Origin of the sequence: Amycolatopsis melonis (genome assembly GCF_040064235.1) — a bacterium.
Lineage (GTDB): Bacteria > Actinomycetota > Actinomycetes > Mycobacteriales > Pseudonocardiaceae > Amycolatopsis > Amycolatopsis melonis.
In genome coordinates this window covers 22,978-47,407 of the sequence record NZ_JBDZYD010000005.1, presented here as the reverse complement: position 1 = coordinate 47,407, position 24,430 = coordinate 22,978, and the positions used below count along the sequence as shown (strand labels likewise).

Genomic DNA, 24,430 nt, shown 5'->3' with positions numbered 1-24,430 from the left:
GTGGCCGGGTAGACTGGGCCTGGGGACGCCCCCCTGGGAGTGGCGGGGGCTGGTCTGGGGGTTTCTGGGCGGGGGCAGGCCGCTCGGTCCGCTGTCGCTGTCGCCCGGGGGACACCGCCGTGGATTCGGAACCTGTGCTCGGGCCGGCGTCCGAACGAGTCATCCGGGACGTCCAAGTCCCGCGAGGCCGGATTCTGCGTTCACCGCGCCGTTCGGCGACAGTGCCGGCGCACCCAATGTGGCGTTGGTTGCGTCCAGCGCACCGAACGCCACCTTGGGTGCATCCCCCTGAAAGCCCCACCCAGCCGAGCCCGCCTTCGACGACATGAACGACTCTTTCCTGTCGTCGGACGAGGTGAACGAGTCGTTCACGACACCAGCAACACCGGCGCGCGGGAGACAGTCAGTCCACGAACCACTCCGGACCCGGCACCGGCCGCTCACAGAACCACCCGGTCGCCTCCATCAGCTTCCGCGACACCACCCGCTGCGAACGCCCCGTCGGTTCCGCCATGGGCAGCCAGGAGACCAGCCACTTCGGCACCGCCCGCGCCCGATGTACCCCCGCCGCCGCAGCCAGCGCCGCCCCCAGTTCGCCTTTCAGCACCGGGGGCGCCCCCACGTTGTAGACCCCGGCCGGCGCCTCCACAGCCGCCGCGATGGCCGATGCCGCGTCCGGGGGGTGGATTGCCGTTGTCCAGTCCGTCCGGGAGCCCATGATCAGTGGGGCGCCGCGGCGGGCTGCCGCCAGCATTGTCGTTGTCATGACGTCCGTTCCCACCAGCAGGCCGATTCGCAGCCGGATCACCGTGCGGTCCGTCAGTGCCGCGACGTTCTCGTGGGCCGTCACCGAGGATGCCGTTACTCCGCGGGGGTTCAGGGGTGCTTCCTCCGTCAGCTCGCGGGATCCGCCGTCCGCGTACACGAACGAAATGCCCTCCTGGACCACCGTCCGGACCTCTTCGACCTGGCGGACCGCCGCCGCCAGGGTTGCGCTTCCCTCGATCCTCACCCGGTCGTTCGCCGCCCAGCCCGATCGGCGCAGCATGGCTCGGGGGCCCGGGATGCGGGTTGCCAGGTTCACCACCGCGTCGTGGCCGTGCAACGCCCTGACCAGTGAAGACTCCGAGAACAAATCGACATGCGCCGGTGCGGTCACCTCGTGCCCTGCCGCCCGCAGGCGCGCCGTCGTCGGCCTTCCCAGTACTCCCGTCGCCCCGATCACCAGCACCCGCATGTCCGTCTCCCTTCGCCACCCCTCCGGACGACGGCGGGCCGGGAAACGTGACTAGCCCACTTCGCCCGCCGGGGGCGGCTGGACGTCGACGGGGGCTCCCCACTCCGTATAGCGGGTCGTGATCCGGGCTTCTCCCTGCAGGATCGGCGACAGATCCAACACAATCTGCAACGGCCGGTGCGTGTCGTCGAGCCACAGCTCCACCGGGAACCGGCCGAGCCGGCCCGCCGACTCCGGTGGGAGGCCCGCCGGCAGGTCCGTGCCCAGGCGGGCCAGGTCCAGGTTTACGCGGTAGTGCTCCGCCGCCACGCCGCCCAGCTGGGTGCGCTCCGCCGAGACGATCGTGCCCGCCGTGCGGATCTCGCCCAGCGTGTGCGCCGGGTCGTTCTGCGCCGCCAGCTGGGTCAGGCTGCCGCCGAGCACCTGGGAAAACGGATCCGTTCCGTCCGCCGCGACCGCGACCCACGGCTTGCCCGCGCCCATCTCGTCGCGCGAGCCCTCCGGCACCTTCGCGTACAGCTTGCCGCCCACCAGGCGCAGCTCCATCGGCTCGCCGAGGACGTCGGTCGTCATCACCTGGGCCGTCCCGCCTGCGCCGAACCGCGCCTGGCCCTGGCCCTTCGACCGGATCGCGCCGACCGCGACGTGCGTGCCGAACTTCGCCGAGCCGCCGCTCGCCGTCGCCGCCGTGGCCGCGTCGGCCAGTGCCCGCGCGTCGCCGAACGACGGGGGCGGCGACGGCTCGGAGCACGCGCCGGCGAGCAGGGCGAACAGCACGGCGACGACGGTTTTCCGCATGGTGCCAACAAAAACACAGCGGCTCCCCCGAACTCGTTCGGGGGAGCCGCCGCTACTCAGCGTCGTCCGGTCAGCGACCGGCCTTCTTCAGCAGCTCGGCGATGTCGACGACCTGGTCGGCCGGCGGCGCCGCGACGTCGACCGGGGTGCCCCAGTCGGTGTACTTCATCGTGAACTTCGCGTCGGTCGCGCCCGGCGCGCCCAGCGCCTGCATCATCGGGCCCTGGTCCATGGTCACCTGCAGCGGCAGGTTGTCCTTGTTCAGCCACAGCTCGGCCGGGATCTTGATGTCCTTGCCCTTGAGCATGTCGGTGAGCTTGTCGCGCGCCGCGGCGGGCACGGAGCCGGTGAACTGGTCGATGGCCTTCGCGACGTCGAGCTCCACCTTGTAGTGGTTGACCTGCTCGCCGTTCAGCTGCGTCTGGTCGGACGAGACGATCCGGCCGGTCTTCGAGATCTGCTCCAGCATCTTGCTCGGGTCGCCCTGCTCGGCCGACTGCGCGAGCGCGCCACCCAGCGCCTGCGAGACCGGGTCGGTGCCGTCCGGCGAGACCTTCGCCCAGGTCTTGTCGGTGCCCAGCTCCTTCTGGTCGCTGGCAGGCAGCTTGATGTACATGACCTTGTCGACCAGCCGCATCTCGGTGGTCTCGCCGCCGGTGGTGGTCTTCAGCGCGAACTTGGTGTTCGCGGCGTCGAAGCTCATCGCCCCGGAGGCGTTGACCGTCTGGCCGGCGGCGGAGCCCTCCATGGTGAACTTCGCCGACTTGGACTTCTGGGTGCCTTCCTTGGACGCCGACGCCAGCTGGATCGCGTCGGTGAACGGGTTGGCGAGGCCGCTGCCGGCCGGCTTGGCCTGCTCGCCGCCCGGCGCGGCGGTGCCCGTGGTCGTGTTGCCACTGCAGGCCGTCAGCGTCAGCACCAGCGCGGCGCCCGCGGCGACCAGAGTCGTCTTGCGCATGAGTTCCCCTCGGAGTCGAACCTTCTGTCCGGCATATCGCCCGAACGGGCGAATGGTTACCGATGTGACGGTGACGATCCGGAATCGGTTCCCGGTTGCCTCAGGGCTCGGTGGGGCGGGTCACGTCGTGGCCGCCGCGGGAGACCAGCAGGCGCCGCAGCGACGCCAGCCGCTCGGGGCTGGCCGTGCCGTCGGCGACGACGTCGTCGAGCGCGCAGTCCGGGTCCTCGGGCGCGCCCAGGTGCCCGCAGCCCGAGGGGCATTCCTCGGCGGCTTCGGCGAACTCCTCGAATGCGTTCACGATGTCGTCCGCGGTGACGTGGGCCAGCCCGAACGACCGGACGCCCGGCGTGTCGATCACCCAGCCGCCGTCGGGCAGCGGCAGCGCCACCGCCGCGACGGACGTGTGCCGCCCCTTGCCGACCGCGCTCACGACGCCGGTGGCCAGCTCGGCGTCCGGCACCAGGCGGTTCACCAATGTCGACTTGCCGACACCGGAGTGCCCGACCAGTGCGGTCACGCGGTCCTTGAGCATGTCGGCGAGGCCGTCCGGCTCCTCGTCGTAGCGCGTCACGACCGCCGGGATGTCGAGGCCCGCGTAGCTCGCCAGGAGCTCGTCCGGGCTGGCCAGGTCGGCCTTCGTCAGGCAGAGCACCGGCTCGACGCCCCCGGCGTAGCAGGCGACCAGGCAGCGGTCGATGAAGCCGGTGCGCGGCGGCGGGTCGGCCAGCGCGGTGACGATCAGCAGCCGCTCGGCGTTCGCGACGACCAGCCGCTCGTACGGGTCCGTGTCGTCGGCCGTGCGCAGCAGGGAACTCGTGCGGTCGTCGACGCGGACGATCCGGGCGAGGGTGTCCGGCCTGCCGGAGACGTCCCCGACCACCGCGACGCGGTCGCCGACGACCACCGGCGTCCGGCCCATCTCGCGGGCCCGCATCGCGGTGATCACGCGGCCCGGATCGGCGTCGACCGCGCAGGTCCAGCGGCCGCGGTCCTTGCCGATGACCATGGCGGTGACGGCGTCGGCGTGCTCGGGACGGCGCTTGCTGCGCGGGCGGCTGCCCTTGCCGGGACGTACTCGGACGTCGGACTCGTCCAGCCTGCTCCAGTCGCTGCGCGCCAACAGTGACCTCCTCCCGTGCGCCGGTGCCACCCGAATGATCCCATGCCGCTCGCCACGGCCCTGGCCAGCGTGTAACGATGGCGTCGGCGGACATTTCCGGTACCGAGGAGGTTGGCCATGTGCGGCCGGTACGCCGCCACGAAGGACCCGGCGAAGCTGATCGAGGAGTTCGACGCGGTCGACCTCACCGAAGGTCGTGCCCGCGCCGACCACAACGTGGCGCCGACGAAGAACGTCGTCACCGTCGTGCAGCGGCATCCGCGCGACGAAGACGGCCAGGTCCTCGAGGACGAGCCCGCCGAACGCTCGCTGCGGATGATGAAGTGGGGCCTGGTGCCGTTCTGGGCCAAGGACCCCTCGGTCGGCTCGCGGATGATCAACACGCGCGCCGAGACGGCCGCGGAGAAGCCGGCCTTCCGCCGCGCGCTGACGTCGCGGCGCTGCCTGGTGCCCGCCGACGGCTGGTTCGAATGGCGCCGCACCGGCAAGGAGAAGGAGCCCTTCTACATGACGTCGCGCGACGATTCGTCGCTCGCGTTCGGCGGCATCTGGGAGAGCTGGCGGCCGAAGGACGACGACAACGCGGCGCCGCTGATCACCTTCTCGATCATCACGACCGACGCCGCGGGGCAGCTCACCGACATCCACCACCAGATGCCGCTGATCGTGCCGCGGTCGCACTGGGACGGCTGGCTGGACCCGGACCGCGAAGACGTCACGGACCTGCTGGTGCCGACGCCGGACGACCTCGTGGCGTCGCTGGAGCTGCGGCCGATCTCGACCCTGGTCAACAACGTCCGCAACAACGGGCCCGAGCTGCTGGAGCGGGTCGACCCGGCACACGAGGGCGCCCTGTTCGACGTGCCGAAGTCATGACCGCGCTGGAGATCGACACCGAGTACGGCCCGGCGCGGGCGTACCTGCACTGCGCCGAGGAGGGCACGGCGGTGCTCATGCTCGGCCACGGCGCGGGCGGCGGCCTCGGCGCGAAGGACCTGGTGGCGGTGACGCGCGCGGCGCAGGCGGCGGGCGTGCACGTGGCGCTGGTCGAGCAGCCGTACCGGGTGGCGGGCCGCCGCGCACCGGCACCGGCGAAGCAGCTGGACGCGGCCTGGCTGACGGTGGCGGACGACCTGTCGGCCCGCTTCGACGGCCTCCCGTTCGTGTTCGGCGGCCGCTCGTCGGGCGCAAGGGTGGCCTGCCGCACGGCGGCGGCGGGCCAGGCGGTGGCGGTGCTCTGCCTGGCGTTCCCGGAACACCCGCCGGGCAAGCCGGAGAAGACCCGCCAGCCGGAACTGGACGCGGTCGAGGTCCCGGTACTGGTGGTCCAGGGCGAGCGTGACCCGTTCGGGCGACCCGCGGGAGGGCCGCACCACGAGATCGTGGTGGTGGACGGAGACCACAACCTGTCGGCGGACCTGGAGTCGGTGTCGCGGGCGGCGACGGAGTGGCTGTCCCGGGTGCTGCGGCCGCTGGCCTGAGTCGTCCACATCGGGCTGAGCCTGCGCCTCCACGAGGTGAACGACTCTTTCCTGTCGTCAGACGTCATGAACGACTCGTTCATGACGTCCGGTCAGCCAGGTCAGGCCGCGATCGGTGCCACCACGGCCCCGGTCAGCCGGATCAGCTCCCCGGGGGCCAGCTCGACCTCGAGTCCCCTTCGCCCGGCCGAGCAGAACACCGTCTCGAACTTCTCCGCCGTGGCGTCGATCACCACCGGCAGCCGGCTCCGGTGGCCCAGCGGGGAGATGCCGCCCAGCACGTAGCCCGTCGCCCGCTGGGCCGCCGCCGGGTCGGCCATCTTCGCCTTCTTGCCGCCCGCCGCGGCCGCCAGGGCCTTCAGGTCCAGCTGGCCCGTGACCGGGACCACGCCCACCGTCAGGCGGCCGTCCACGTCCGCGACCAGCGTCTTGAACACCCGGGCGCGGTCGAGCCCGAGTGCCTCCACCGCCTCCAGCCCGTACGACTCCGCGCGCGGGTCGTGGTCGTAGGCGTGCAGCGTGTGCGGCACCTTCTGCTTCGTCAGCAACGCCGTCGCCGGGGTCCCCTTGCCAGCCATGGGCGGAAGTCTAGGGAATGCCCGCATCCCCTGATCGGTTGTACGGGGCGTGACCACGACGCTCGCCACCCCACGCTCCCGCAGCCGTCGCCGCCCGCAGGCACCGGCGAACCCCGGCGTGCCCGGGCCCCGCGTAAACTCGGGCCTGCCGTATGCGCGCACGCGCATCGACGCCGAGCGGGAAGGGAACGGTTTGCCGAGCACGCAGAACTCAGCACCGGAAGAAGCGACCGAGGCGGAGCGCGCCGAGCGCTTCGAACGGGACGCGATGCCGCTGCTCGACCAGCTGTACTCGGCCGCGATGCGGATGACCCGCAACCCCGCCGATGCCGAGGACCTGGTCCAGGAGACCTACCTCAAGGCGTACGCCGCCTTCGCGTCCTTCAAGGCCGGCACGAACCTCAAGGCCTGGATGTACCGCATCCTGACCAACACCTACATCAACGGCTACCGCAAGCGCCAGCGGCAGCCGGTGCAGGCGCCCACCGAGGAGATCACCGACTGGCAGATCGCCAAGGCGGAGAGCCACACCTCCAGCGGGCTGCGCTCGGCCGAGGTCGAGGCGATGGACAACCTGCCCGACACCGACGTGAAGGCCGCCCTGCAGAAGCTGCCCGAGGAGTTCCGGCTGGCCGTCTACCTGGCCGACGTCGAGGGCTTCGCGTACAAGGAGATCGCCGAGATCATGGACACCCCGATCGGCACCGTGATGTCCCGCCTGCACCGCGGCCGCGCGCAGCTGCGCGACCTGCTCGCCGACGTCGCGCGGGAACGCGGTTTCATCCGGGGTGCCAAGGAGGAGGTGGCCGGGCGATGAACGACATGTGCGAGGGCGCGTCCGACAAGGTCCGCTGCGAGGAGGCGCTCGCCGACATCTACCTGCTCCTCGACAAGGAGTGCAGCCCCGAGCGGGACGCCGCGCTGCGCAAGCACATCGAGGACTGCCCGCCGTGCCTCGAGGAGTACGGCATCGACGAGCACATCAAGCAGCTGCTGGCCCGCAAGTGCGGCGGCGACCACGCCCCGGCCGAGCTGAAGAGCCGGCTGCGCGCGTCGATCCGCCAGACCGTCGCCTCCCGCGGCGGTGTCACCGTGGAACGCACCGAGATCACTCTCGAGCAGCGCTCCGAATAGGCGCCCGAGCACGACGAAGGCCCCCGCACCGGTGGTGCGGGGGCCTTCGGCATGCCGAACGCTCAGGCGTTGGGCTTCTTGCCGTGGTTCGCGCCGTTCTTCTTCCGGTCGCGACGCTTGCGGGCGCGCTTCGACATGTTCACTCCTCGTCGTCAAAGCTGGTCAACCTCTCAAGTGTGGCATGACGCTCCGCTCTGGTTGGATGGGGTGCGTGTCCACGCTCGCGGAACTGCTCGCCGAGAACACCGGGCTGCCCGGTGAGGCGGCGGACCACCTCCAGACCGTCGTCGCCGAATGGCAGCTGCTGGCCGACCTGTCCTTCGCGGACTTCCTGCTCTGGGTCCCGGTGACCGAGGAGCTGCAGCCGGACGGCGGCGACTTCGTCTGCGTCGCGCACGCGCGGCCGACGACGGCGCCCACCGCGCACCCGGAGGACGTCGTCGGCACGCGGTTCACGGTGGAGGAGCACCCGCAGCTGGCGAAGGCCATGCGCGAGGTGCGGATCTGCCGCGAGGAGGACCCGCACTGGTACCGCGACCTGCCGATGCGGCGCGAGGCCATCCCGGTGCGGTTCCACGACCAGGTGATCGCCGTGATGAGCCGCGAGACGAACCTCGCGGCGCCGCGGGTGCCGTCGCCGCTGGAAATCGCGTACCTCGGCAGTGCAGGCGACCTGTGCCAGATGATCGTCGACGGCACGTTCCCGCCGAGCGGCTCCAACCAGACGGACACGCACACGTCACCCCGCGTGGGTGACGGCCTGATCCGGCTCGATTCGAGCGGCACGGTCGTGTTCGCCAGCCCGAACGGGTTGTCCGCGTACCACCGGATGGGGCACGAGTCCGATCTGGTCGGGACGCGGCTGGCGCCGCTGACGCGCTCGCTGATCCGCGACCCGTTCGACGCGACCGAGGTGTCCCACCGGATCATCGAGGCCCTCGACGGGAAGCCGTCCAGCCGCACGGAGGCGGATTCGCGCCGGGGCGCCGTGGTGCTGTTCCGCGCGCTGCCGCTGCGGCCTGCCGGGCAGGCGGCGGGCGCGCTGGTGCTGGTCCGCGACGTCACCGAGGTGAAGCGGCGCGACCGGGCGCTGCTGTCGAAGGACGCGACGATCCGTGAGATCCACCACCGGGTGAAGAACAACCTCCAGACGGTGGCGGCGCTGCTGCGCCTGCAGTCCCGCCGGACGACGTCGGAGGAGGCGCGGCTCGCGCTGGCGGAGTCCGTGCGCCGGGTGACGTCGATCGCGCTGGTGCACGAGGCGCTGTCGATTTCGGTGGACGAGCGCGTCGACCTCGACAAGCTCCTCGACAACGTGCTGCCGATGGTCGGCGAGGTCGCCACGGCGGAGTCGCAGGTCGGGCTGTCGCGGAAGGGCTCGTTCGGGGTGGTGGTCGCGGAGATCGCGACGCCGCTGGTGATGGTGCTGGCGGAGCTGGTCCAGAACGCGATCGAGCACGCGTTCCCGGCCGGCCGGTCGGGCAAGGTCGAGCTGATCGTGGAGCGCTCGGCGCGCTGGCTGGACGTCGTGATCCGCGACAACGGGCGCGGCCTGCCGTCGGGGTTCTCGCTGGAGCGGTCGGACGGGCTCGGGCTGCAGATCGTGCGGACGCTCGTGGAGTCCGAGCTGCGGGGGTCGCTGTCGCTGCGGAAGGTGCGGGCGGAGGCGTCGTCGACCCGGGTCACGGGGACGGAAGCCGCGCTGCGGATCCCGCTTTCACGCCGCCTCTGACTCGTGTCGTCTCTCTGATCACGCGTGTCGTCCCCTCAATCACGCGAGTTGACCGCTCCATCACGGTCTGGGCTGCCGACGATGTGACGGAGAGGTCGACACGCGTGATTGGAGGGTCGACACGCGTGATTGAAGGGTCGACACGATGAAGGCCCGGCACCAGGTGCGTGGTGCCGGGCCGTTCAGCGCTTGCGGGAGGACTTGAAGTCCCGGTGAGGTTTCACCGCACCCGTCGCCAGGTGGTTTCGCCCCACTTGTTAAGCTTGAACCGGGTAGGTAGCACCCCAGACGGCGTGGGCACAGCAATGCCCGCCGGGAGAATTTCCTCTTCGGTTCCGGTGCTTTTCGTGAAACTCAGGCGTTGGTACGCGTGCCGATGTGCGTACGGCGGCGCTTGAGCGCGCGTCGCTCGTCTTCGCTCATACCGCCCCACACGCCCGCGTCCTGCCCGCTGGCCAGAGCCCAGGCCAGGCAGTCGGAAGCGACGGTGCAGCGGTGGCACACGGCCTTCGCCTGCGCTACCTGCGACAGAGCAGGACCGCTGGTTCCCACGGGGAAGAACAGCTCGGGGTCCTCGTCTCGGCAGGCCGCGTCGTGGCGCCAGTCCATGTTCGTGAGCTCCTTCATACGGCGCGGGAGGGCCGCGCCACAGTCGTCAATGGCGGTCGTGTTCTTGGGTGCTTGTGAATGCTTTCACGAAGCACCGCTTTCGACAAGGGTTTCCGGAAGATCGGTGAGTCAGGTCACCCGGCCGAGCGACGCCTCTGACCTGCGGTTTCTCTCCGAAACAGCCTCCCGAAGGGAAGGCTGATGCGCTGAGTGGAGCTTCTGCGTCGACGAACGGCAACTGGCACTTTGCCGCAGGCGATCAGCGGTCACGTCGTCACACGATTACCGACAGTGCATCCGGGACGCTGAAGAACTCCACTCGGGTCCGCTGGCCGACGAGGTCGCCGTCCACCTGGAAGTTTACCGGTTCAGCTGCGTCGATGCGGATCATCGGGAGGTCATCGTGACGCACGAGACGTCGCCCGCGCTGGTTGCTCTTCGTAGCCAAAGCTTGGCGTACATGCTTGAACACGGTGGGCAATCCCAGACCGTTCAGCGCGAACAAGCCCAATCCCGTCTCGAACGAGCAACCCGGGTTGAGGTGGACGGCACGCTCGCCCAGGTAGCTCCACGGATCGGTGTTCGACACGAAAGCGGTCAGCGCCTCGGCGGGTTCCTGGCCGGGGACGCGGATCGTGAGGGTCGGCCGGCCCAGTGGCGGCCGGAAGTAGGAGCGGACGGCGGCCCGCATGTACAGCCCGGCGGTCGTCTGCTTGCCGCGGCGCTTGGCGACCCGGCCGACGACGTCGGCGTCCCAGCCGAGCCCGGAGTTGAAGGTGAACCAGTGCCCGTCGGCCAGGCCGAGCCCGACCCGGCGCGAGCGGTCGTGCTCCAGCGCGTGGAGCAGCTGGTGGGTGGCCTCGACGGGGTCGTGGGCGATGCCGAGGGCGCGCGCGAACACGTTGGCCGAGCCGCCGGGGACGACGCCGAGCGCGGGGATCCGGCCGATTTCGGCCGGGTCGCCGTCACTGTCGGCGAGCAGGCCGTTGACGACCTCGTTCACCGTGCCGTCGCCGCCGTGCGCGACGACCAGGTCGATCCCGTCCCGCGCGGCCGAGCGCGCGACGGCCATCGCGTGGCCGCGGTAGTCCGTCTCGACCACGTCGAGCTTGACCTGGCTGGCGAGCGCGTGGGCCAGCACGTCCCTGCCACCCGCGGTGGTCGAGGTGGCCTGGGGGTTCACGACGAGGATTGCGCGCATTACCGCAGAGTAAGTGACTTCCGGCGGTCCGAGAACCTTCCGGCGGTCCATGGTGACGGGCGCAACCCCTCCGAACAGCACCTGCGAAAACCCTGTGCCGGGCGGCCCTCCTTCACGTGCGAGTGTCCGCGCGTCGTGACAAGTGCACCCGGGCCGACCGCCCGCTCATCGACGACACCTGAATTTTCGACGCTCACGCGGTCCCGCGAAAACGGCCGACCGGGTGGCATACGATCGAAGAAGCTCACGCACCGTGACTCGCCCTGGTCGAGTCCACTGTGCACCGCCCGAAAAGCTCTCCGGAAGGCCGCCGCAGTGAAGCTCTCGCCCGCTCCCCGGGAGGTCCGGCTGGCCGGTGCCGTCACCGCGGTGCCGTCGCTCGCCCTGCTGGTGTTCGGGGTGATCGTGCTGGTGAACGGCCTGCGGACGCCGGCGCAGCCGGGCAACAACGTCTTCGTCGAGTCCGGCACGTTCATCGTGGTGGCGCTGGCGTTCCTGGCCGCGTCGGCCGGGCTCGTGCTGGGGCAGACGTGGGCGCGCTCGCCCGGCGTGGTGATCGCGCTGATCGTGATCGGGCTCGGCTGGTACCTGCTCGGCCCGTCGGGCGAGCCGGCCTTCGGCGTGCCGGTCGCGCTGTTCGGCATCGCGGCGCTGGTGCTGCTGTTCCGGCGGCCGTCCCGTGCCTGGGCGCTCGGCCTGCGCGAGGGCGAGACGGAGACGGAGGCCGCCGAACGCGGCGGGCTCGCGGGCCGCCGCGCCGAGCGCGAGGGCCGCGAAGAAGACTGAACCCAGATCTCGCGTGATCAGAGCCGGATCTCGCGTGATTGAAGCCGTAACTCGCGTGATTGAAGCCGGAACTCGCGTGATCGGGGCCGTAACTGGCGTGTCAGGGCCGTAACTCGCGAGATCCGGTCTCAAGCACGCGAGTTACGGTCTCAAGCACGCGAGTTACGGGCCCAGTCACGCGAGTTACGGGCCCAAGCACGCGTGGTGCGGGTCAGGCTTGGGCAGCCAGGGCTCGGAGGGGTTCGTCGGTGAGGCGGTTGACCGTCCACTCGTCCATCGGGACCGCGCCGAGGGCCTTGTAGAACTCCGTTGCCGGGTTCCAGTCCAGGACCGACCACTCCAGCCGCGCGTAGCCGTTCGCGACGCACTCCGCCGCCAGTGCCGCCAGGAGGGCCTTGCCCAGGCCCGAGCCGCGGTGTTCCGGCAGGACGAACAGGTCCTCCAAATAGATGCCGTGCACGCCGCGCCAGGTGGAGAAGTTCAGGAACCAGACCGCGAAGCCGGCGATCTTGCCGTCCACTTCGGCCACATGCCCGAACAGCTTCGGCGCTTCGCCGAACAACGCCGTGTGGAGCTGGTCGGCCGTCAGGTGGCACTCGTCCGGGGCGCGCTCGAACTCCGCCAGCGCGTACACCAGGCCGACGGCGGCCTCGACGTCGTCGGGCCGGATGCGGCGGATGCGGTTGTCGGGCACGTCAGTCCTCCGTCGGCAGCAGGTTGAGGTGTTCGATCTGGGGCTCGCCGCGCTCGTCGCCGAGTACCGCGATGCCGGCCGCGTCCAGTCCGAAGTGGACTCCGGCGGTGGCGGGCAGGCCGAGCCAGCGGGCCACCAGCACGCGGCTGAAGTGCCCGTGCCCGACCAGGACGACGTCGCCGTCCTCGATGTCGCGGCGGGCGCGGGCCAGCACGCGGTCCGCGCGGGTGGTGACGTCCGCGGCGCTTTCGCCGCCGGGGATCGGGTGGGTCCAGACCGTCCAGCCGGGCACGGTTTCCCGGATCTTCGGCGTGGTGACGCCTTCGTAGTCGCCGTAGTCCCACTCGGCGAGGTCCTCGGTGACTTCGTCGACGCGCAGCCCGGCCAGCGCCACCGTGCGCAGCGCCCGCGTGCGGGGGCTCGACAGCACCAGCGACGGCCCGCCCACCAGGTTCCGCAGCGTGCCGCCCGCGGCACGGGCCTGGCCCTCGCCTGCCGGGGTCAGCGGGATGTCCGTGCGCCCGGTGTGCCGCCCGTTCAGCGACCATTCGGTCTGGCCGTGCCGGAGGAGGAAGAGCCGATGAGCCACGCCGCCGAATATATCCGGCCGTTTGCGCGGCGACCGGTCGTCTGCTTAGCTACTGAACGGTAGCTTAGTCCGAGGAGAACCCCATGTCCGAGACGCCGACGTTCGCGCTGTGGCAGAAGCTGGCCGGGAAGCCGGGCGGGAAACAGCTGTTCAGCGCCGCGATCTGCCTGCGTGTGCCCTACTTCCGCACGGTGCTGCCCTCGGTGCGTGACCTGCGACCCGGCCGCTGCGAGGTGACCGCGCCGAAGTGGTGGGGTGTTTACAACCACATCCGCACCTTCCATGCGATCGCCGCGTGCAACCTCGCCGAGATCGCGATGGGCATGCTCGCCGAGGCGACGGTTCCCTCGACGCACCGCTGGCTGCCGAAGGGCATGAACGTCCAGTACGTCGCCAAGGCCGAGACGGGCCTGCGCGCGGTGGCCGCGCTGCCCGAGCTGCCGGAGTTCGGCGACGAGGGCTTCGACCTCGAGGTCCCGGTGACCATTTCGGACGCGAACGACCGGCCCGTGGTCACCGGGACGATCACGATCTGGGTGACGCCGAAGAAGCGTTAGAGCTGCTTGTACTGCACGTACGTGGTCTGGTGGAACGTGTTCCGGCCGGACGGCGACGGCAGGCCGAGCCTCCGGTCGACGAGCCTGCCGAGCGGCCCGCAGTCCTGCGTTGCCGGCACGGCGAGTTCCCGGTCGAAGACGCCGAAGTGGAACGTCGGCGGGTGCTGCGAAATCCGCGTCGGCGGCACCGCCGGGTCGTCGTGGACGACCGTGTGCAGCACGCCGGTCCGGCAGTCCTTGCGCAGCAACGGATGGTGCAGCGACGCGTAGACGTCCAGCTCGCCGCGCCGCTCGTCGTTGCCCTGGAAGTCCGAGTAGCCGCCGTAGTGCAGCTGCAGGGTCGTGCCGGCGAGGCCGGGAACGCGGACCGGCGCGTGCCGCAGTGCGCCGAAGATCTGCGCGTACCGGCCGCCGACCTGGCCTTCGCTGAACGTCAGGCGCATTTCCCCGAGCGGGATCTCCCGGTCGCCGATGGTCAGGGTTCCTTGCGACACAAAGGCTTCGCAGCGCCACGTGCCCGGGTCGGCGTCGGGCGGCGGTGCCGGGCAGTCGGTGAAGTCGAACGTCGGCAGGTCGGCGGGCGTGTCGGCGGAAGCCGTTCCGGGCACGATCGCCAGTGCGGCCACGGCCGCCCCCAGTGCGAGAAGTTTCATGGCGGTGAGCCTGCTCCCGCGCCGGCGCCGGGACATCCGGGATCGCCCCCAGGGGACACCCGAAATCTCACTCGACCGGGTGAAACACGTTCCATTTAGTTAACGACGTTCACTGAACTGGGCCATGCTCGGGCCCATGTCCGCCTTCTCCCGCCGCCGGTTCCTCGGCCTCGCCGCGCTGAACTCGGCCGCCGCCCTCGGGCTGACCACGATCTCGACGACCCGCGCCGCGGCCGCCCTGCCCGAGTACTGCCCGGCGCTGGTCGTCGGGACCGGCTACGGCGCCGCCGCCACGGCGTTGCGCCTGGGCGAGGCCGGGATTCCCACGCTGATGCTCGAGATGGGCAGGCTGTGGACCACCCCGGGCGCCGACGGCCGGGTCTTCTGCCCGATGCTCGCGCCGGACGGGCGCGCGATGTGGTTCAAGGACCGCACCGAAGCGCCGCTCGCGTCGTTCCTCTGGCTCGACCTCGCCAACCGCGACATCCCGCGCTACGCCGGGGTTCTCGACCGGGTGAACTTCGGCGACATGGCGGTGTACCTCGGCCGCGGGGTCGGCGGCGGCTCCCTGGTCAACGGCGCGATGGCGGTGACGCCGAAGCGGTCCTACTTCGAGGAGATCCTCCCGCGGGTCGACGCCGGCGAGATGTACGGCAAGTACTTCCCGCGGGCGCGGGCGCAGCTGGGCGTCAACGTCGTGGACCCGCAGTGGTTCGAGACGTGCCGCTCGTACCGGTACGCCCGCGTCTCGCGGAAGGCCGCGGCCAGGGCGGGCTTCGGCACGGTGTTCGTGCCCAGCGTGTACGACATGGACTACCTGCGGCGGGAGGAGGCGGGCGAGGTCCCGCGCTCGGCCGACGCGTCCGAGGTCATCTACGGCAACAACCACGGCAAGCGCTCGCTCGACCGGACCTACCTCGCCGCCGCGCTCGGCACGGGCCGGGTGACCATCCAGGCACTGCACGAGGTCCGCGAGATCCTCCACCAGCCCGACGGCACGTACACCCTGGTCGTGCGCGAGATCGACGAACACGGCACCGTCCTGGCGACCAAGCACGTCACGACCAAGCACCTCTTCCTGGGCGCGGGCAGCCTCGGCTCGACCGAGCTGCTGCTGCGGGCGCGGGAGACCGGCAGGCTGCCCGCGCTGAACGACGCCGTCGGCCGCGGCTGGGGCACCAACGGCAACGTCATGCTCGGGCGCGCCAACCACGTCTGGGACCCCACTGGCACGCTGCAGTCCGGCATGCCCGCGCTCGGCATCGACAACTGGGCCGATCCGGTGCACCCGGCGTTCGCCGAGATCGCGCCGGTGCCCGCCGGGGTCGAGACGTGGCTCAGCCTCTACCTGGCGATCACTCGGAACCCCGAACGCGGCCACTTCGGCTACGACGCCGCCAGTGACTCCGCGAAGCTGCACTGGACGGCGTCGCAGGGGCAGCCGTCGGTCGCGGCGGCGAAGGCGCTGTTCGACAAGATCAACCGGGCGAACGCGACGATCTACCGCTACGACCTCTTCGGCGACACCCGCGTGTTCGAGGACCGCTTCACCTACCACCCGCTGGGCGGGCTGGTCCTCGGCGAGGCGACCGACGACTACGGCCGGGTCAAGGGCTACCGGAACCTCTACGTCACGGACGGCTCGCTCATCCCCGGCAGCACCGGCGTCAACCCGTTCGTCACGATCACCGCGCTCGCCGAGCGCAACATCGAGCGCGTTCTCGCCGAGGACATCAGGGGCTGAGCCGGGCCAGCGCGTCGGTGAACTCGTCGCCGACGCCGTCGAAGAACGACGCGTCGGCGGCCTCGACGTCCTTCAGGGCCTTCGCGACCAGCTCCAGGCCGGCCGGGGTGACCTCCAGCCGCTTCGCGCGGGCGTCCGCGGGGTCGTCGGCGCGGGTCAGCAGGCCACGCTCGGCGAGCTTGCGGACGACCTGGCTGGTCATCATCGTGTCCGTGCCCGCCTGCTCGGCGAGCTGCCGCTGGGTGGGTGGCTCGCCCCCGCGGGTGAGCCACCACGTCGTGGTCAGCAGCACGAACTGGACGTGCGTGAGGTCGTGCGGGGCCAGCGCGGCCCGCATCGCCCGCTGCCAGGCCAGCGTCACGCGCCACAGCAGGAAGCCGGGGCTGCGTTCCGGGCCGGGCAGGCGGGACTCGGGAGTGGTCATGCCCGCTCGGCCAGGCGGGCCAGCGCGCGCATGGCGTCGGGGGTGTCCTCGGTCACCTGCGGGCCGAAGCCGTCCGGGCCGTCGATGGTGACGCGGTAGGTGATCCGGGTGCCGCCGTCGACGTCGGTCAGGACGTGCTCGAAGCGCAGGAACGCGTCCGGCAGGCGGGTCTCGTCGGTGAAGCTGCGGCCCTCGGTGACCTCGGTGAGCGTGAAGGGGATCGGCGGCATGCCGTCCATCGTCATGGTGCCGCTGGTCCCCACGGCGAAGGGGCCGTCGATGACCACCGACCGGACGCCCGCGTCCCACTCGGGCCAGCGGCTCGTGTCGGCCCAGAGCGGCCAGATCGCGGCGGCGGGAGCGGTGGAGGTCTCGCTGTGCTCGTACTCGTAAAGTGGCATGCGGGCAGACTATATGCACGCTTACTAAATTCGCAAGCGGCCGGGCGGCCGGAGCGGTGCTCAGTTCGCCGAGCGCAGCTTGTCGTAGTAGGCGACGCAGTCCGCGTACACCGGGAGCAGGCCCTGCTCCAGCGCTTCGGCCAGGGTCGGCGCCTCGCGGTCCTTGGCGGACAGGACCGGCTCGAGGTCCTGCGGCCAGGGCAGTCCCAGCGCCGGGTCGAGCGGGGTGATGCCGTGCTCGCCGGCGGGGTTGTACGGCTCCGAGCAGTAGTAGCTCATCACGGTGTCGTCTTCGAGCGCGACGAAGCCGTGGCCGAGGCCCTCGGCCAGGTACATCGCGTGGAACTCGCGCGCGTCGAGCTTGACCGCGTCCCACTGGCCGAAGGTCGGCGAACCGACGCGGAGGTCGACGACGACGTCGAGCAGCGAGCCGCGCGGGCAGTAGACGTACTTCGCCTGCCCGGGCGGCGTGTCGGCGAAGTGGATGCCGCGGATCGTGCCGCGCCGGGACACGCTGTGGTTCGACTGGCCCAGCCGCAGCGGGTGGCCGACCGCCGCGCGGAAGGCGTCCTCCTGGAAGGGGGCGACGAACAGGCCCCGGTCGTCGGGGAACGCCCGGGGGGAGAACTCGTAGGCGTCCGGGACGCGCAGCGGGCGGAATTGCATGACATCACCTTATCGGGCGGCAACAAAACCGGACGGACGTCTTGGGAATTGCCGGAATTGGCCGATGATGTGACATCAACCGCACCGAGGGGTCACCCGCGGCACGGGACCTGTCACAATGAACGAACCGCCGCGTCCGCGGCCATCGCCAGACCCACGGCACCGATGGCCGACGTGACGCCTCGCCGACAGGCCGGCGCTACCGCGCTGGGCTGCCGTGCCGGGAGCCGCCACGGTTCGCACTGCGAACCGTGGTCCCAGCCCGCAGGCCCAGGAGAAATTCCAGTGACCCACGTTCGAACCGCGAGTTCCGTCATTCCCACTGGAGGAATGACGGAAACGACGACAGGAAACCCCATGAGCGACCCCACCGGCGCCGTCGCGCCGGTCACCGACGAAGAGATCTTCACCGGGCACGAGGGCGGCAAGCTCTCGGTGGCGGCCACCCGCCCGATTTCCAGCCCGCGTGACCTTTCGATCGCGTACACCCCGGGTGTGGCGAAGGTGAGCCGCGCGATCGCCGAGGACGCGGCCAAGGCCAAGCGGTACACGTGGGCGGACCGGCTGGTCGTCGTGGTGAGCGACGGGACGGCGGTGCTCGGCCTCGGCGACATCGGCGCCGGCGCGTCGCTGCCGGTCATGGAGGGCAAGTCGGTCCTGTTCAAGACCTTCGGCGGGCTCGACTCGATCCCGCTGGTGCTGGACACCACCGACGTCGACGAGATCGTCGAGACGCTGGTGCGGCTGCGGCCGTCGTTCGGCGCGGTCAACCTGGAGGACGTCTCCGCGCCGCGGTGCTTCGAGCTGGAGGACAAGCTCAAGGAGGCACTCGACTGCCCGGTCATGCACGACGACCAGCACGGCACGGCGATCGTCACCCTCGCCGCGCTGCGCGGCGCCAACCTGGTGCTGGACCGGTCGATCGCCGACCAGCGCGTCGTCGTCTCCGGTGCGGGCGCGGCCGGTGTCGCCTGCGCGAAGATCCTGCAGGAAGCGGGCATCGGCGACGTCACGGTGCTCGACTCGCGCGGCATCATCCACTCCGGACGCGACGGCCTGAACCCGGTCAAGGAGCGCCTGGCCGCGACGACGAACAAGGCGGGCCTGCGCGGCGGTCTCGCCGAAGCGCTCGAAGGCGCGGACGTGTTCCTCGGCCTGTCCGGCGCGACGATCGACGAGTCGCTGCTGGGCCGGATGGCAGGCGGCGGCATCGTGTTCGCGCTGTCCAATCCGGACCCGGAGGTCCACCCCGAGGCCGCGGCGCGGTACGCGTCGATCGTGGCCACCGGGCGCAGCGACTTCCCGAACCAGATCAACAACGTCCTGGCGTTCCCGGGCGTCTTCCGCGGTGCGCTGGACTCCGGCGCGCGGGCGATCACCGAGAACATGAAGCTGGCGGCGGCCGAGGCGATCGTGTCGGTGGCGATGGACGACCTCGGCCCGGACCGGATCGTCCCCAGCCCGCTCGACCCGCGGGTCGCCCCGGAGGTCGCGACCGCGGTGGCGAAGGCCGCGGAAGCCGACGGCGTCACGGACTGACCTTCGGCGCAAAGCGGCACTTTCACGTGAAAGTGCCGCTTTGCGCTGCAGAAGTTCAGCGCAGCAGGTCGGGGAGGCGGTGGCGGGGGACGTCGACCAGGCGCAGGTCGACCAGGTCCGCGGGGACGTCCAGGGCGACGTTCGCCAGGCGGGCGTGCGCCCGGGTCAGGATCTCGTCCTGGTGGGCCACCGCGTCCGCGACCACCACCGCGTGCCGGTTGTCCGGAGTGCTGCGCAGGTAGCGCAGGGCGTATTTCCCTCTAACGAGTGAAGCGAGCGCCTCCTGGGACGCCTGGTCCGCCAGGTCCGGGTGGGCGTTGGGCAGCAGCAGTGCCAGGCGCCGGGCGTTCGTGCCCAGCAGCGTCCGCAGCAGCCATGGGCCCGGGTCGGCCGAAAGGTCCATCGCGACCGCGTCGCCCTCCGGGCCGGAGATCGACCAGTCCACCGGCCGCGACTCCAGCGCCAGGCCGCCGGAGACCGCGATCTCCTTCAGCTTCTCCAGCAGCGCCGGTTTCGTGCCCGCCGACTCCACCGACTGCGGCCCGTGCGTGTAGATCGCCTTGCCGCTGCGCATCTTCTTGGCCTTCGCCGTCGGCTGGCAGACGTACAGGTCCGCCGCGCTGCCGATCGCCTGTGCCCCGAAGTACCGGTTGAAGCCCGGCAGGATCGCCTCGAACGTCAGCCCGAGCGTGGCCAGCGACCGCTGCACCTGCGCGCCCAGCGCCGGGTGCCGCGGGCTGTAGCCGTAGGCCAGCAGCAGCCGTCCCTCGCTCGGCTCGCGCAGGGCCTGCACCCCGCGCGCCGCGAACAGCCCCATCCCCTCCGGCGTGTACGGCGGATCGCTGAACACCAGGTCGAACCGGCCGGCGAACGCCGGGGGCAGCCCGACGCGCAGGTCCGTGTGGGCCGTCGCGATCCCGCGTTCGCCACGCTCGTCCAGGTAGGCCAGGACGCGCTCGTCCAGGTCGACGACCGTCAGCGACGCCGACGGGCAGACCGCGCGCACCGCCAGCGACGTCAGGTCGTGGTCGCCGAGGAACAGCAGCCGCGCCGAGGCGAGGTCGTACTGCGCGTCCAGCCACAGTGCCCGGCGCAGCACGGTTTCCGGGGTCGCCTGCACGTGGTCGAGCGCGGCGAGCGGCGACGGCACTTCGGCCACCCACTCGGCCACCTTCGGCAGCAGCTCGTGCGTCGCCACGGCTTCGTCGAGCGGGTCGGCGTACCGCGGCGCGCGGTACTGCAGGTACGACGCGGCGACGCCGGGGGCGATCCGCAGCCGGTCGCCGCTGCGGTCGAGGTCGTCGCCGAGGGCGTTCAGGACGGCCTCCACGCTGCGCCGCGGCGCCGTGGACAGCCGCACCAGCTCACCGAGGTCGTGGTCGCCGGTGCGGAGCAGGTCGAGGACGCGGTACAGCGGGCGGACGCCGACGCCGTGCGCGGCGAGGACGTCGTCGAGTGCGCTCACGGACTCCGAGCCTAGTAGCCACCTTCCGGGACACCGTGCCAACCGCCGTCAACTCGGCTACGGTCGGATGCGACCGGGACATGGGGAGTGGCCGTGACCATCGAATTCCGCGACGTGACCAAGCAGTACCCGGACGGGACGGTCGCTGTCGACAAGCTGAACCTGACGGTCGAGGACGGCACGATCACCGTGTTCGTCGGCCCGTCCGGCTGCGGCAAGACGACGTCGCTGCGGATGATCAACCGGATGGTCGAGCCGACGTCCGGGCAGGTGCTGCTGGACGGCAAGGACGTCGCCGACGGCGACCCCGCGCTGCTGCGCCGCGGCATCGGCTACGTCATCCAGCACGCCGGCCTCTTTCCACATCGGACAGTGCTCGACAACATCGCCACCGTGCCGCTGCTGTCGGGCTGGGACAAGGCGAAGGCCCGCAAGCGCGCCGCGGAGCTGCTGGAGATCATCGGCCTGCCGGTCGAGCTCGGCAAGCGTTACCCCGCCCAGCTTTCCGGCGGGCAGCAGCAGCGCGTCGGCGTCGCCCGCGCGCTCGCCGCGGACTCGCCGGTGCTGCTGATGGACGAGCCGTTCTCCGCGGTCGACCCGGTGGTGCGCGAGGGTCTGCAGGACGAGCTGCTGCGGCTGCAGTCGCAGCTGGGCAAGACGATCGTGTTCGTCACCCACGACATCGACGAGGCCGTCCGGCTCGGCGACAAGGTCGCGGTGATGCGCGTCGGCGGCAAGCTGGCCCAGTACGGCACGCCCGCCGACGTCCTGCGGCACCCGGTGGACGACTTCGTCGCGTCGTTCGTCGGCCGCGACCGCGGGTACCGCGGGCTTTCGTTCCTCTCCGCCGAAGGCGTCGAGGTCAAGGAACTGGACCTGGTCGAGATCGGCTCCGCCGTCCCCGCGAGCGACGGCTGGCGGCTCGCGGTCAACACCGAGAAACAGCCCCGCGGCTGGCTGCCGCCGGGCTCCACAGTGGACGGACCGCTCGCCGAGGACGACCTCGTGGCGGGCGGGTCGCTGTGGGTGCGCGGGACGCCGATCCGCGGCGCGCTCGATGCCGCGCTGTCCTCGCCCGCCAGCCTCGGCGTGGTCGTGGACGAGGACCACCGCGTGCTCGGCGCCGTCGTCGCGCGGCAGGTGCTGGACGTCATCGAGGGCACGCCCCAGGCGTCATGAGCTTCTTCGACGAGCTCGTGCGGTACCTGGGCAGCGCGAACAACCGCGGCCAGATTCTCGGCGACCTGGGCGACCACGTGTATCTCGCGCTGCTCCCGCTGGTGCTCGGCATCGTGCTCGCGATCGCGGCGGGCTGGCTCGGCAGCCGGTGGCAGCCCGCGCGACGGGTCCTCGTGGTGCTGGCCAACCTGCTCTACACGATCCCGTCGCTCGCGCTGTTCGTGGTCATCCCCGGCCTGATCGGGACGAAGATCCTCGACAGCGCGAACGTCGTCGTGGCGCTGACGATCTACACGACGGCGCTGCTGGTCCGGCCGGTGCTCGACGCGCTGGACGCCGTGCCGCCGCCGGTGATCGCCGCCGCCACCGCCGTCGGGTACCAGCCGGTGCGCCGGTTCTTCGCCGTCGAGCTGCCGTTGTCCGTGCCGGTGCTCGCGGCGGGCGTGCGGGTGGCGTCGGTCAGCAACATCAGCCTGGTCAGCGTCGGCGCGCTGATCGGCACCGGCGGTCTCGGCGTGCTGTTCACCGACGGGTTCCAGCGCGAGTACTTCTCGCCGATCGTGGTCGGCATCGTGCTGACGCTGCTGCTGGCACTGGTCGTCGACCTGGTCCTGGTGGGCTCGCGTAACCTGCTGACGCCGTGGGTCCGGGCGGGAGCCGCATGATCACCGACCTCTTCCGCTGGTTCGGCGACCCGGCGCACTGGTCCGGCCCCGACGGCATTCCGCAGCGGCTGCTGCAGCACCTGGGCTACACGGCGTTGTCGCTGGTGATCGCGCTCGTCATCGCCGTCCCCTTGGGACTGTTCGTCGGCCACACCGGACGCGGCGGCGTCGCACTGGTGAGTGCCGGCAACGCGATCCGTGCGCTGCCGACACTCGGGCTCGTCACGTTCCTGTTCCTGCTCTTCACCGAAAGCGTCACCTCGACGATCATCGGGCTCGTCGTGCTGGCCGTGCCGCCGATCCTCGCCGGGACGTACGCCGGGCTGCAGGCGACCGACCACGGCGTGGTCGACGCCGCCGAGGGTGTCGGGATGACCGGCTGGCAGCGGCTGTGGCAGGTCGAGGTGCCGATCTCGCTGCCGCTCGTGCTCGGCGGCATCCGCAACGCGGTACTCCAGCTCGTGGCGACCGCCGCGGTGGCCGCGTACGTCGGACTTGGTGGCCTCGGCCGGTTCCTGCTCGACGGACTGGCCATTTTGGACTATTCCGAGGTGATCGCGGGCGCGCTGCTGACGACGGCGCTGGCCGTCGTCCTGGACCTGCTGTTCGCGCTGCTGAACCGCGCACTGGTCCCTCGCGGAGTCCGGCTCGCGGCGGCGGCGAAGAAGGTGACGGCGTGAAGCGGCTGATCTTCCTGATGGTGCTGGTGCTGGCCGCCGGCTGCGGCAACCCGCTGGCCGGCGGCGGCGAGGGCGGTGCTTCGGGGGACATCATCATCGGGGCGTCCGACGTCGGGGAAAGCCTGCTGCTGGCCCAGATCTACGCTGGAGCGCTGCGGCAGGCGGGGGCCACGAACGTCACCGTGCGGCCGCCGGTCGGCAGCCGCGAGGTCGTCGTCAAGGCGCTGCAGGACAAGTCGCTGTCGGTGGTGCCGGACTACAGCGGAAACCTGTTGCGCTACTTCGACAAGGACACCACGGCGACGACCTCGCAGGACGTCTACGCGCAGCTGCGGCAGAAGCTCCCGCCGGGATTCGAGGTACTGGACCAGGCACCGGCCGAGGACAAGGACCTGCTCGTCGTCGGGCCGCAGCTGGCTTCGGTCAGGACGGTGTCCGACCTGGCCCCGCGGTGCCGCGAGCTGGTTTTCGGCGGGCCGGGGCAGTGGAGCAGCCGCTGGAAGGACAAGATCAAGGCGTTGTACGGCTGCGAGTTCAAGGAGATCCGCACAACCGACACGGGCGGACCGGTGACGGTGGCGGCGCTGAAGTCGGGCGAGGTCCAGGTGGCAGACCTGTTCAGCACGTCGTCGACGATCGCGGCGAACGGGTTCGTGCCGCTCACCGACGACAAGAACATGTTCCCGGCGCAGAACATCGTGCCGCTGGTGGCCCGCGGAACGCTTTCGCCGCGTGAGGTGGCGGCGTTGAACCGGGTGTCGGCGGCGCTGACGACCGAGCAGCTCACGCGGTTGAACGTCGAGTTCACCGAAGAGAAGCGCAACCCGCTGGACATCGCGGAGGACTTCCTCGCGCGGGCCTAGTCAAGGGCGAGCTTCACGCCGAGCCCGATGAAGATGCCCCCGGTGGCGACCTCGAGGCGGCGCTGGTTCCGCTTCCGCCGCAGCCACCCGCCGAGGCGGCCGGCGAGGACGCCGACGGTGCCGTCGACGAGGAACTCGAACACGATCATGATCGCGCCGAGGACGGCGAACTGCAGCCAGAGCCCGCCGCGCGCCGGGTCGATGAACTGCGGGAGGAAGGCGATGGTGAAGGTGACCATCTTCGGGTTGAGCAGGTTGGTCAGCAGGCCGGACAGGTAGGCGCGCTCCGCGGGCTTCTCGACCAGGGGCTTGCGGTTCCGGATGGCCTGAACGCCCAGGTAGATGAGGTAGGCGGCCCCGGCAATCCGCACAACGGTGAAGGCAACGGGCACGGCGGCGAAGAGAGCGGCCAGCCCGGCCGCGGCGACGGCGACGTGGATGGCCTCGCTGGTGGCAACCCCGGCGGTGGCGAGCAGCCCGGCCTTCGGGCCACCGCGCATGCCGCAGCCGAGGATGAAGAGCATGTCCGGGCCCGGGGTGACCATCGCGATCGCGGTGGTCACCAGGAAGGCCAGAAGGAGGTGCGGATCGACCGGCATGTGTCGATCCTGACACGGCGGGTGGGTTGGCGGCGCGGTGAACGCTTTCCGCGGCCGGGTCCCGCTCGGAGGCGG

The 24,430-nt window shown here is 71.0% G+C and carries 30 protein-coding genes; 13 read left to right on the top strand and 17 right to left on the bottom strand.

Annotated features, from left to right (window positions below; translation table 11 throughout):
• Positions 1–159: 159 nt before the first annotated feature.
• The 5 genes from ABJI51_RS14170 to rsgA all read right to left on the bottom strand — a co-directional run bounded on the left by ABJI51_RS14170 (position 160) and on the right by rsgA (position 4,116).
• The gene (locus ABJI51_RS14170) at positions 160–372 is read right to left on the bottom strand and encodes a hypothetical protein (RefSeq protein ID WP_348950944.1); all 213 of its coding nucleotides are present in this window, start codon (positions 370–372) and stop codon (positions 160–162) included.
• Positions 373–403: 31 nt separating this feature from the next.
• The gene (locus ABJI51_RS14165; protein WP_348950943.1) at positions 404–1,237 is read right to left on the bottom strand and encodes an NAD-dependent epimerase/dehydratase family protein; all 834 of its coding nucleotides are present in this window, start codon (positions 1,235–1,237) and stop codon (positions 404–406) included.
• 51 nt (positions 1,238–1,288) lie between these two features.
• Entirely contained in the window at positions 1,289–2,035 is a 747-nt protein-coding gene (locus ABJI51_RS14160) for an SCO4651 family lipoprotein (protein ID WP_348950941.1), read from the bottom strand.
• A 70-nt stretch (positions 2,036–2,105) separates the two neighbouring features.
• Positions 2,106–2,993 (bottom strand): SCO4651 family lipoprotein, encoded by an 888-nt coding sequence (locus ABJI51_RS14155; protein ID WP_348950939.1) that lies wholly within the window; start codon positions 2,991–2,993, stop codon positions 2,106–2,108.
• A gap of 100 nt (positions 2,994–3,093) precedes the next feature.
• Positions 3,094–4,116, bottom strand: coding sequence for a ribosome small subunit-dependent GTPase A (rsgA, locus tag ABJI51_RS14150; RefSeq protein ID WP_348950937.1), 1,023 nt, complete (start codon positions 4,114–4,116; stop codon positions 3,094–3,096).
• Positions 4,117–4,233: 117 nt separating this feature from the next.
• Here rsgA and ABJI51_RS14145 point away from each other — a divergent pair, with 117 nt between their 5' ends.
• A complete protein-coding gene (locus tag ABJI51_RS14145) occupies positions 4,234–4,992 on the top strand; it encodes an SOS response-associated peptidase (protein WP_348950935.1) in 759 nt (252 codons plus the stop codon).
• Positions 4,989–5,597 carry an alpha/beta hydrolase family protein gene (locus ABJI51_RS14140; RefSeq protein WP_348950933.1) on the top strand — a complete coding sequence of 203 codons (609 nt, stop codon included), beginning with the start codon at positions 4,989–4,991 and terminating at the stop codon, positions 5,595–5,597. Before ABJI51_RS14145 ends, ABJI51_RS14140 begins: the two co-directional genes overlap by 4 nt.
• A 101-nt stretch (positions 5,598–5,698) precedes the next feature.
• Here ABJI51_RS14140 and ybaK read toward each other — a convergent pair whose 3' ends face one another.
• On the bottom strand, positions 5,699–6,175 hold the full coding sequence (gene ybaK, locus ABJI51_RS14135; RefSeq protein ID WP_348950931.1) for a Cys-tRNA(Pro) deacylase: 477 nt from the start codon (positions 6,173–6,175) through the stop codon (positions 5,699–5,701).
• A 193-nt stretch (positions 6,176–6,368) separates the two neighbouring features.
• Here ybaK and ABJI51_RS14130 point away from each other — a divergent pair, with 193 nt between their 5' ends.
• Positions 6,369–6,992, top strand: a complete 624-nt coding sequence (locus tag ABJI51_RS14130) for a sigma-70 family RNA polymerase sigma factor (RefSeq protein ID WP_003059778.1) — start codon at positions 6,369–6,371, stop codon at positions 6,990–6,992.
• On the top strand, positions 6,989–7,309 hold the full coding sequence (rsrA, locus tag ABJI51_RS14125; RefSeq protein ID WP_348950929.1) for a mycothiol system anti-sigma-R factor: 321 nt from the start codon (positions 6,989–6,991) through the stop codon (positions 7,307–7,309). The genes ABJI51_RS14130 and rsrA overlap by 4 nt, the downstream gene beginning before the upstream one ends.
• Before the next feature lie 62 nt (positions 7,310–7,371).
• Here the strand turns inward: rsrA and ABJI51_RS43555 are convergent, their stop codons facing one another.
• Positions 7,372–7,446 carry a 50S ribosomal protein bL37 gene (locus tag ABJI51_RS43555; RefSeq protein WP_098515123.1) on the bottom strand — a complete coding sequence of 25 codons (75 nt, stop codon included), beginning with the start codon at positions 7,444–7,446 and terminating at the stop codon, positions 7,372–7,374.
• Positions 7,447–7,520: 74 nt separating this feature from the next.
• Here ABJI51_RS43555 and ABJI51_RS14120 point away from each other — a divergent pair, with 74 nt between their 5' ends.
• Complete coding sequence (locus ABJI51_RS14120) at positions 7,521–9,041, top strand: sensor histidine kinase (protein ID WP_348950927.1); 1,521 nt, start codon at positions 7,521–7,523, stop codon at positions 9,039–9,041.
• A 354-nt stretch (positions 9,042–9,395) separates the two neighbouring features.
• Here the strand turns inward: ABJI51_RS14120 and ABJI51_RS14115 are convergent, their stop codons facing one another.
• Together ABJI51_RS14115 and ABJI51_RS14110 are read right to left on the bottom strand one after the other, a co-directional pair.
• A complete protein-coding gene (locus tag ABJI51_RS14115) occupies positions 9,396–9,650 on the bottom strand; it encodes a WhiB family transcriptional regulator (protein ID WP_072481920.1) in 255 nt (84 codons plus the stop codon).
• Between the two features lie 274 nt (positions 9,651–9,924).
• Positions 9,925–10,851: a diacylglycerol/lipid kinase family protein gene (locus tag ABJI51_RS14110; RefSeq protein ID WP_348950924.1), complete on the bottom strand. Its 927-nt coding sequence runs from the start codon at positions 10,849–10,851 to the stop codon at positions 9,925–9,927.
• A 315-nt stretch (positions 10,852–11,166) separates the two neighbouring features.
• Here ABJI51_RS14110 and ABJI51_RS14105 point away from each other — a divergent pair, with 315 nt between their 5' ends.
• A complete protein-coding gene (locus ABJI51_RS14105) occupies positions 11,167–11,637 on the top strand; it encodes a hypothetical protein (protein ID WP_348950922.1) in 471 nt (156 codons plus the stop codon).
• A 211-nt stretch (positions 11,638–11,848) separates the two neighbouring features.
• Here the strand turns inward: ABJI51_RS14105 and ABJI51_RS14100 are convergent, their stop codons facing one another.
• Together ABJI51_RS14100 and ABJI51_RS14095 are read right to left on the bottom strand one after the other, a co-directional pair.
• Positions 11,849–12,331, bottom strand: a complete 483-nt coding sequence (locus ABJI51_RS14100; protein ID WP_348950920.1) for a GNAT family N-acetyltransferase — start codon at positions 12,329–12,331, stop codon at positions 11,849–11,851.
• Position 12,332: 1 nt separating this feature from the next.
• Positions 12,333–12,920 (bottom strand): acid phosphatase, encoded by a 588-nt coding sequence (locus tag ABJI51_RS14095; RefSeq protein WP_348950918.1) that lies wholly within the window; start codon positions 12,918–12,920, stop codon positions 12,333–12,335.
• 83 nt (positions 12,921–13,003) lie between these two features.
• Here ABJI51_RS14095 and ABJI51_RS14090 point away from each other — a divergent pair, with 83 nt between their 5' ends.
• Positions 13,004–13,477, top strand: a complete 474-nt coding sequence (locus ABJI51_RS14090) for a hotdog fold domain-containing protein (protein WP_348950916.1) — start codon at positions 13,004–13,006, stop codon at positions 13,475–13,477.
• Here the strand turns inward: ABJI51_RS14090 and ABJI51_RS14085 are convergent.
• Complete coding sequence (locus tag ABJI51_RS14085; RefSeq protein WP_348950915.1) at positions 13,474–14,130, bottom strand: hypothetical protein; 657 nt, start codon at positions 14,128–14,130, stop codon at positions 13,474–13,476. The two genes, ABJI51_RS14090 and ABJI51_RS14085, sit on opposite strands and share 4 nt — an antisense overlap.
• Positions 14,131–14,266: 136 nt before the next feature.
• On the opposite strand from ABJI51_RS14085, the gene ABJI51_RS14080 reads away from it, so the two are divergent.
• Positions 14,267–15,874, top strand: coding sequence for a GMC oxidoreductase (locus tag ABJI51_RS14080; protein WP_348950914.1), 1,608 nt, complete (start codon positions 14,267–14,269; stop codon positions 15,872–15,874).
• On the opposite strand, the gene ABJI51_RS14075 is transcribed toward ABJI51_RS14080, so the two are convergent.
• Genes ABJI51_RS14075 through rfbC form a run of 3 tightly spaced genes read right to left on the bottom strand, consistent with a single transcriptional unit; the run spans position 15,864 to position 17,365 of the window.
• The gene (locus ABJI51_RS14075) at positions 15,864–16,298 is read right to left on the bottom strand and encodes a MarR family winged helix-turn-helix transcriptional regulator (RefSeq protein WP_348950912.1); all 435 of its coding nucleotides are present in this window, start codon (positions 16,296–16,298) and stop codon (positions 15,864–15,866) included. The two genes, ABJI51_RS14080 and ABJI51_RS14075, sit on opposite strands and share 11 nt — an antisense overlap.
• Positions 16,295–16,699 (bottom strand): SRPBCC family protein, encoded by a 405-nt coding sequence (locus ABJI51_RS14070; RefSeq protein WP_348950911.1) that lies wholly within the window; start codon positions 16,697–16,699, stop codon positions 16,295–16,297. Before ABJI51_RS14070 ends, ABJI51_RS14075 begins: the two co-directional genes overlap by 4 nt.
• 60 nt (positions 16,700–16,759) lie before the next feature.
• Positions 16,760–17,365 carry a dTDP-4-dehydrorhamnose 3,5-epimerase gene (gene rfbC / locus ABJI51_RS14065; protein ID WP_348950909.1) on the bottom strand — a complete coding sequence of 202 codons (606 nt, stop codon included), beginning with the start codon at positions 17,363–17,365 and terminating at the stop codon, positions 16,760–16,762.
• 357 nt (positions 17,366–17,722) lie between these two features.
• On the opposite strand from rfbC, the gene ABJI51_RS14060 reads away from it, so the two are divergent.
• On the top strand, positions 17,723–18,904 hold the full coding sequence (locus ABJI51_RS14060) for an NAD(P)-dependent malic enzyme (protein WP_348950907.1): 1,182 nt from the start codon (positions 17,723–17,725) through the stop codon (positions 18,902–18,904).
• A gap of 55 nt (positions 18,905–18,959) precedes the next feature.
• Here ABJI51_RS14060 and ABJI51_RS14055 read toward each other — a convergent pair whose 3' ends face one another.
• On the bottom strand, positions 18,960–20,369 hold the full coding sequence (locus ABJI51_RS14055) for a bis-aminopropyl spermidine synthase family protein (RefSeq protein WP_348950905.1): 1,410 nt from the start codon (positions 20,367–20,369) through the stop codon (positions 18,960–18,962).
• Between the two features lie 93 nt (positions 20,370–20,462).
• Here ABJI51_RS14055 and ABJI51_RS14050 point away from each other — a divergent pair, with 93 nt between their 5' ends.
• From ABJI51_RS14050 to ABJI51_RS14035, 4 genes are read left to right on the top strand one after another with little or no spacing between them, the layout of a single operon-like run.
• Entirely contained in the window at positions 20,463–21,548 is a 1,086-nt protein-coding gene (locus tag ABJI51_RS14050; protein ID WP_348950903.1) for an ABC transporter ATP-binding protein, read from the top strand.
• The gene (locus ABJI51_RS14045) at positions 21,545–22,213 is read left to right on the top strand and encodes an ABC transporter permease (protein ID WP_348950902.1); all 669 of its coding nucleotides are present in this window, start codon (positions 21,545–21,547) and stop codon (positions 22,211–22,213) included. The genes ABJI51_RS14050 and ABJI51_RS14045 overlap by 4 nt, the downstream gene beginning before the upstream one ends.
• The gene (locus ABJI51_RS14040) at positions 22,210–22,893 is read left to right on the top strand and encodes an ABC transporter permease (protein ID WP_348950900.1); all 684 of its coding nucleotides are present in this window, start codon (positions 22,210–22,212) and stop codon (positions 22,891–22,893) included. The genes ABJI51_RS14045 and ABJI51_RS14040 overlap by 4 nt, the downstream gene beginning before the upstream one ends.
• Entirely contained in the window at positions 22,890–23,756 is an 867-nt protein-coding gene (locus ABJI51_RS14035) for an ABC transporter substrate-binding protein (RefSeq protein ID WP_348950898.1), read from the top strand. The genes ABJI51_RS14040 and ABJI51_RS14035 overlap by 4 nt, the downstream gene beginning before the upstream one ends.
• Here ABJI51_RS14035 and ABJI51_RS14030 read toward each other — a convergent pair.
• On the bottom strand, positions 23,753–24,355 hold the full coding sequence (locus tag ABJI51_RS14030; protein WP_348950896.1) for a LysE family translocator: 603 nt from the start codon (positions 24,353–24,355) through the stop codon (positions 23,753–23,755). The genes ABJI51_RS14035 and ABJI51_RS14030 overlap by 4 nt on opposite strands.
• Between the last annotated feature and the right edge of the window lie 75 nt (positions 24,356–24,430).

Coding starts and splice junctions, on each gene's coding strand:
- ABJI51_RS14165 (WP_348950943.1), bottom strand. CDS start 1,237: ATGCGGGTGCTGGTGATCGGGGCGACGGGAGTACTGGGAAGGCCGACG.
- ABJI51_RS14160 (WP_348950941.1), bottom strand. CDS start 2,035: ATGCGGAAAACCGTCGTCGCCGTGCTGTTCGCCCTGCTCGCCGGCGCG.
- ABJI51_RS14155 (WP_348950939.1), bottom strand. CDS start 2,993: ATGCGCAAGACGACTCTGGTCGCCGCGGGCGCCGCGCTGGTGCTGACG.
- ABJI51_RS14145 (WP_348950935.1), top strand. CDS start 4,234: ATGTGCGGCCGGTACGCCGCCACGAAGGACCCGGCGAAGCTGATCGAG.
- ABJI51_RS14140 (WP_348950933.1), top strand. CDS start 4,989: ATGACCGCGCTGGAGATCGACACCGAGTACGGCCCGGCGCGGGCGTAC.
- ybaK (WP_348950931.1), bottom strand. CDS start 6,175: ATGGCTGGCAAGGGGACCCCGGCGACGGCGTTGCTGACGAAGCAGAAG.
- rsrA (WP_348950929.1), top strand. CDS start 6,989: ATGAACGACATGTGCGAGGGCGCGTCCGACAAGGTCCGCTGCGAGGAG.
- ABJI51_RS14115 (WP_072481920.1), bottom strand. CDS start 9,650: ATGGACTGGCGCCACGACGCGGCCTGCCGAGACGAGGACCCCGAGCTG.
- ABJI51_RS14110 (WP_348950924.1), bottom strand. CDS start 10,851: ATGCGCGCAATCCTCGTCGTGAACCCCCAGGCCACCTCGACCACCGCG.
- ABJI51_RS14090 (WP_348950916.1), top strand. CDS start 13,004: ATGTCCGAGACGCCGACGTTCGCGCTGTGGCAGAAGCTGGCCGGGAAG.
- ABJI51_RS14085 (WP_348950915.1), bottom strand. CDS start 14,130: ATGAAACTTCTCGCACTGGGGGCGGCCGTGGCCGCACTGGCGATCGTG.
- ABJI51_RS14080 (WP_348950914.1), top strand. CDS start 14,267: ATGTCCGCCTTCTCCCGCCGCCGGTTCCTCGGCCTCGCCGCGCTGAAC.
- ABJI51_RS14075 (WP_348950912.1), bottom strand. CDS start 16,298: ATGACCACTCCCGAGTCCCGCCTGCCCGGCCCGGAACGCAGCCCCGGC.
- ABJI51_RS14070 (WP_348950911.1), bottom strand. CDS start 16,699: ATGCCACTTTACGAGTACGAGCACAGCGAGACCTCCACCGCTCCCGCC.
- rfbC (WP_348950909.1), bottom strand. CDS start 17,365: ATGCAATTCCGCCCGCTGCGCGTCCCGGACGCCTACGAGTTCTCCCCC.
- ABJI51_RS14060 (WP_348950907.1), top strand. CDS start 17,723: ATGAGCGACCCCACCGGCGCCGTCGCGCCGGTCACCGACGAAGAGATC.
- ABJI51_RS14045 (WP_348950902.1), top strand. CDS start 21,545: ATGAGCTTCTTCGACGAGCTCGTGCGGTACCTGGGCAGCGCGAACAAC.
- ABJI51_RS14040 (WP_348950900.1), top strand. CDS start 22,210: ATGATCACCGACCTCTTCCGCTGGTTCGGCGACCCGGCGCACTGGTCC.
- ABJI51_RS14030 (WP_348950896.1), bottom strand. CDS start 24,355: ATGCCGGTCGATCCGCACCTCCTTCTGGCCTTCCTGGTGACCACCGCG.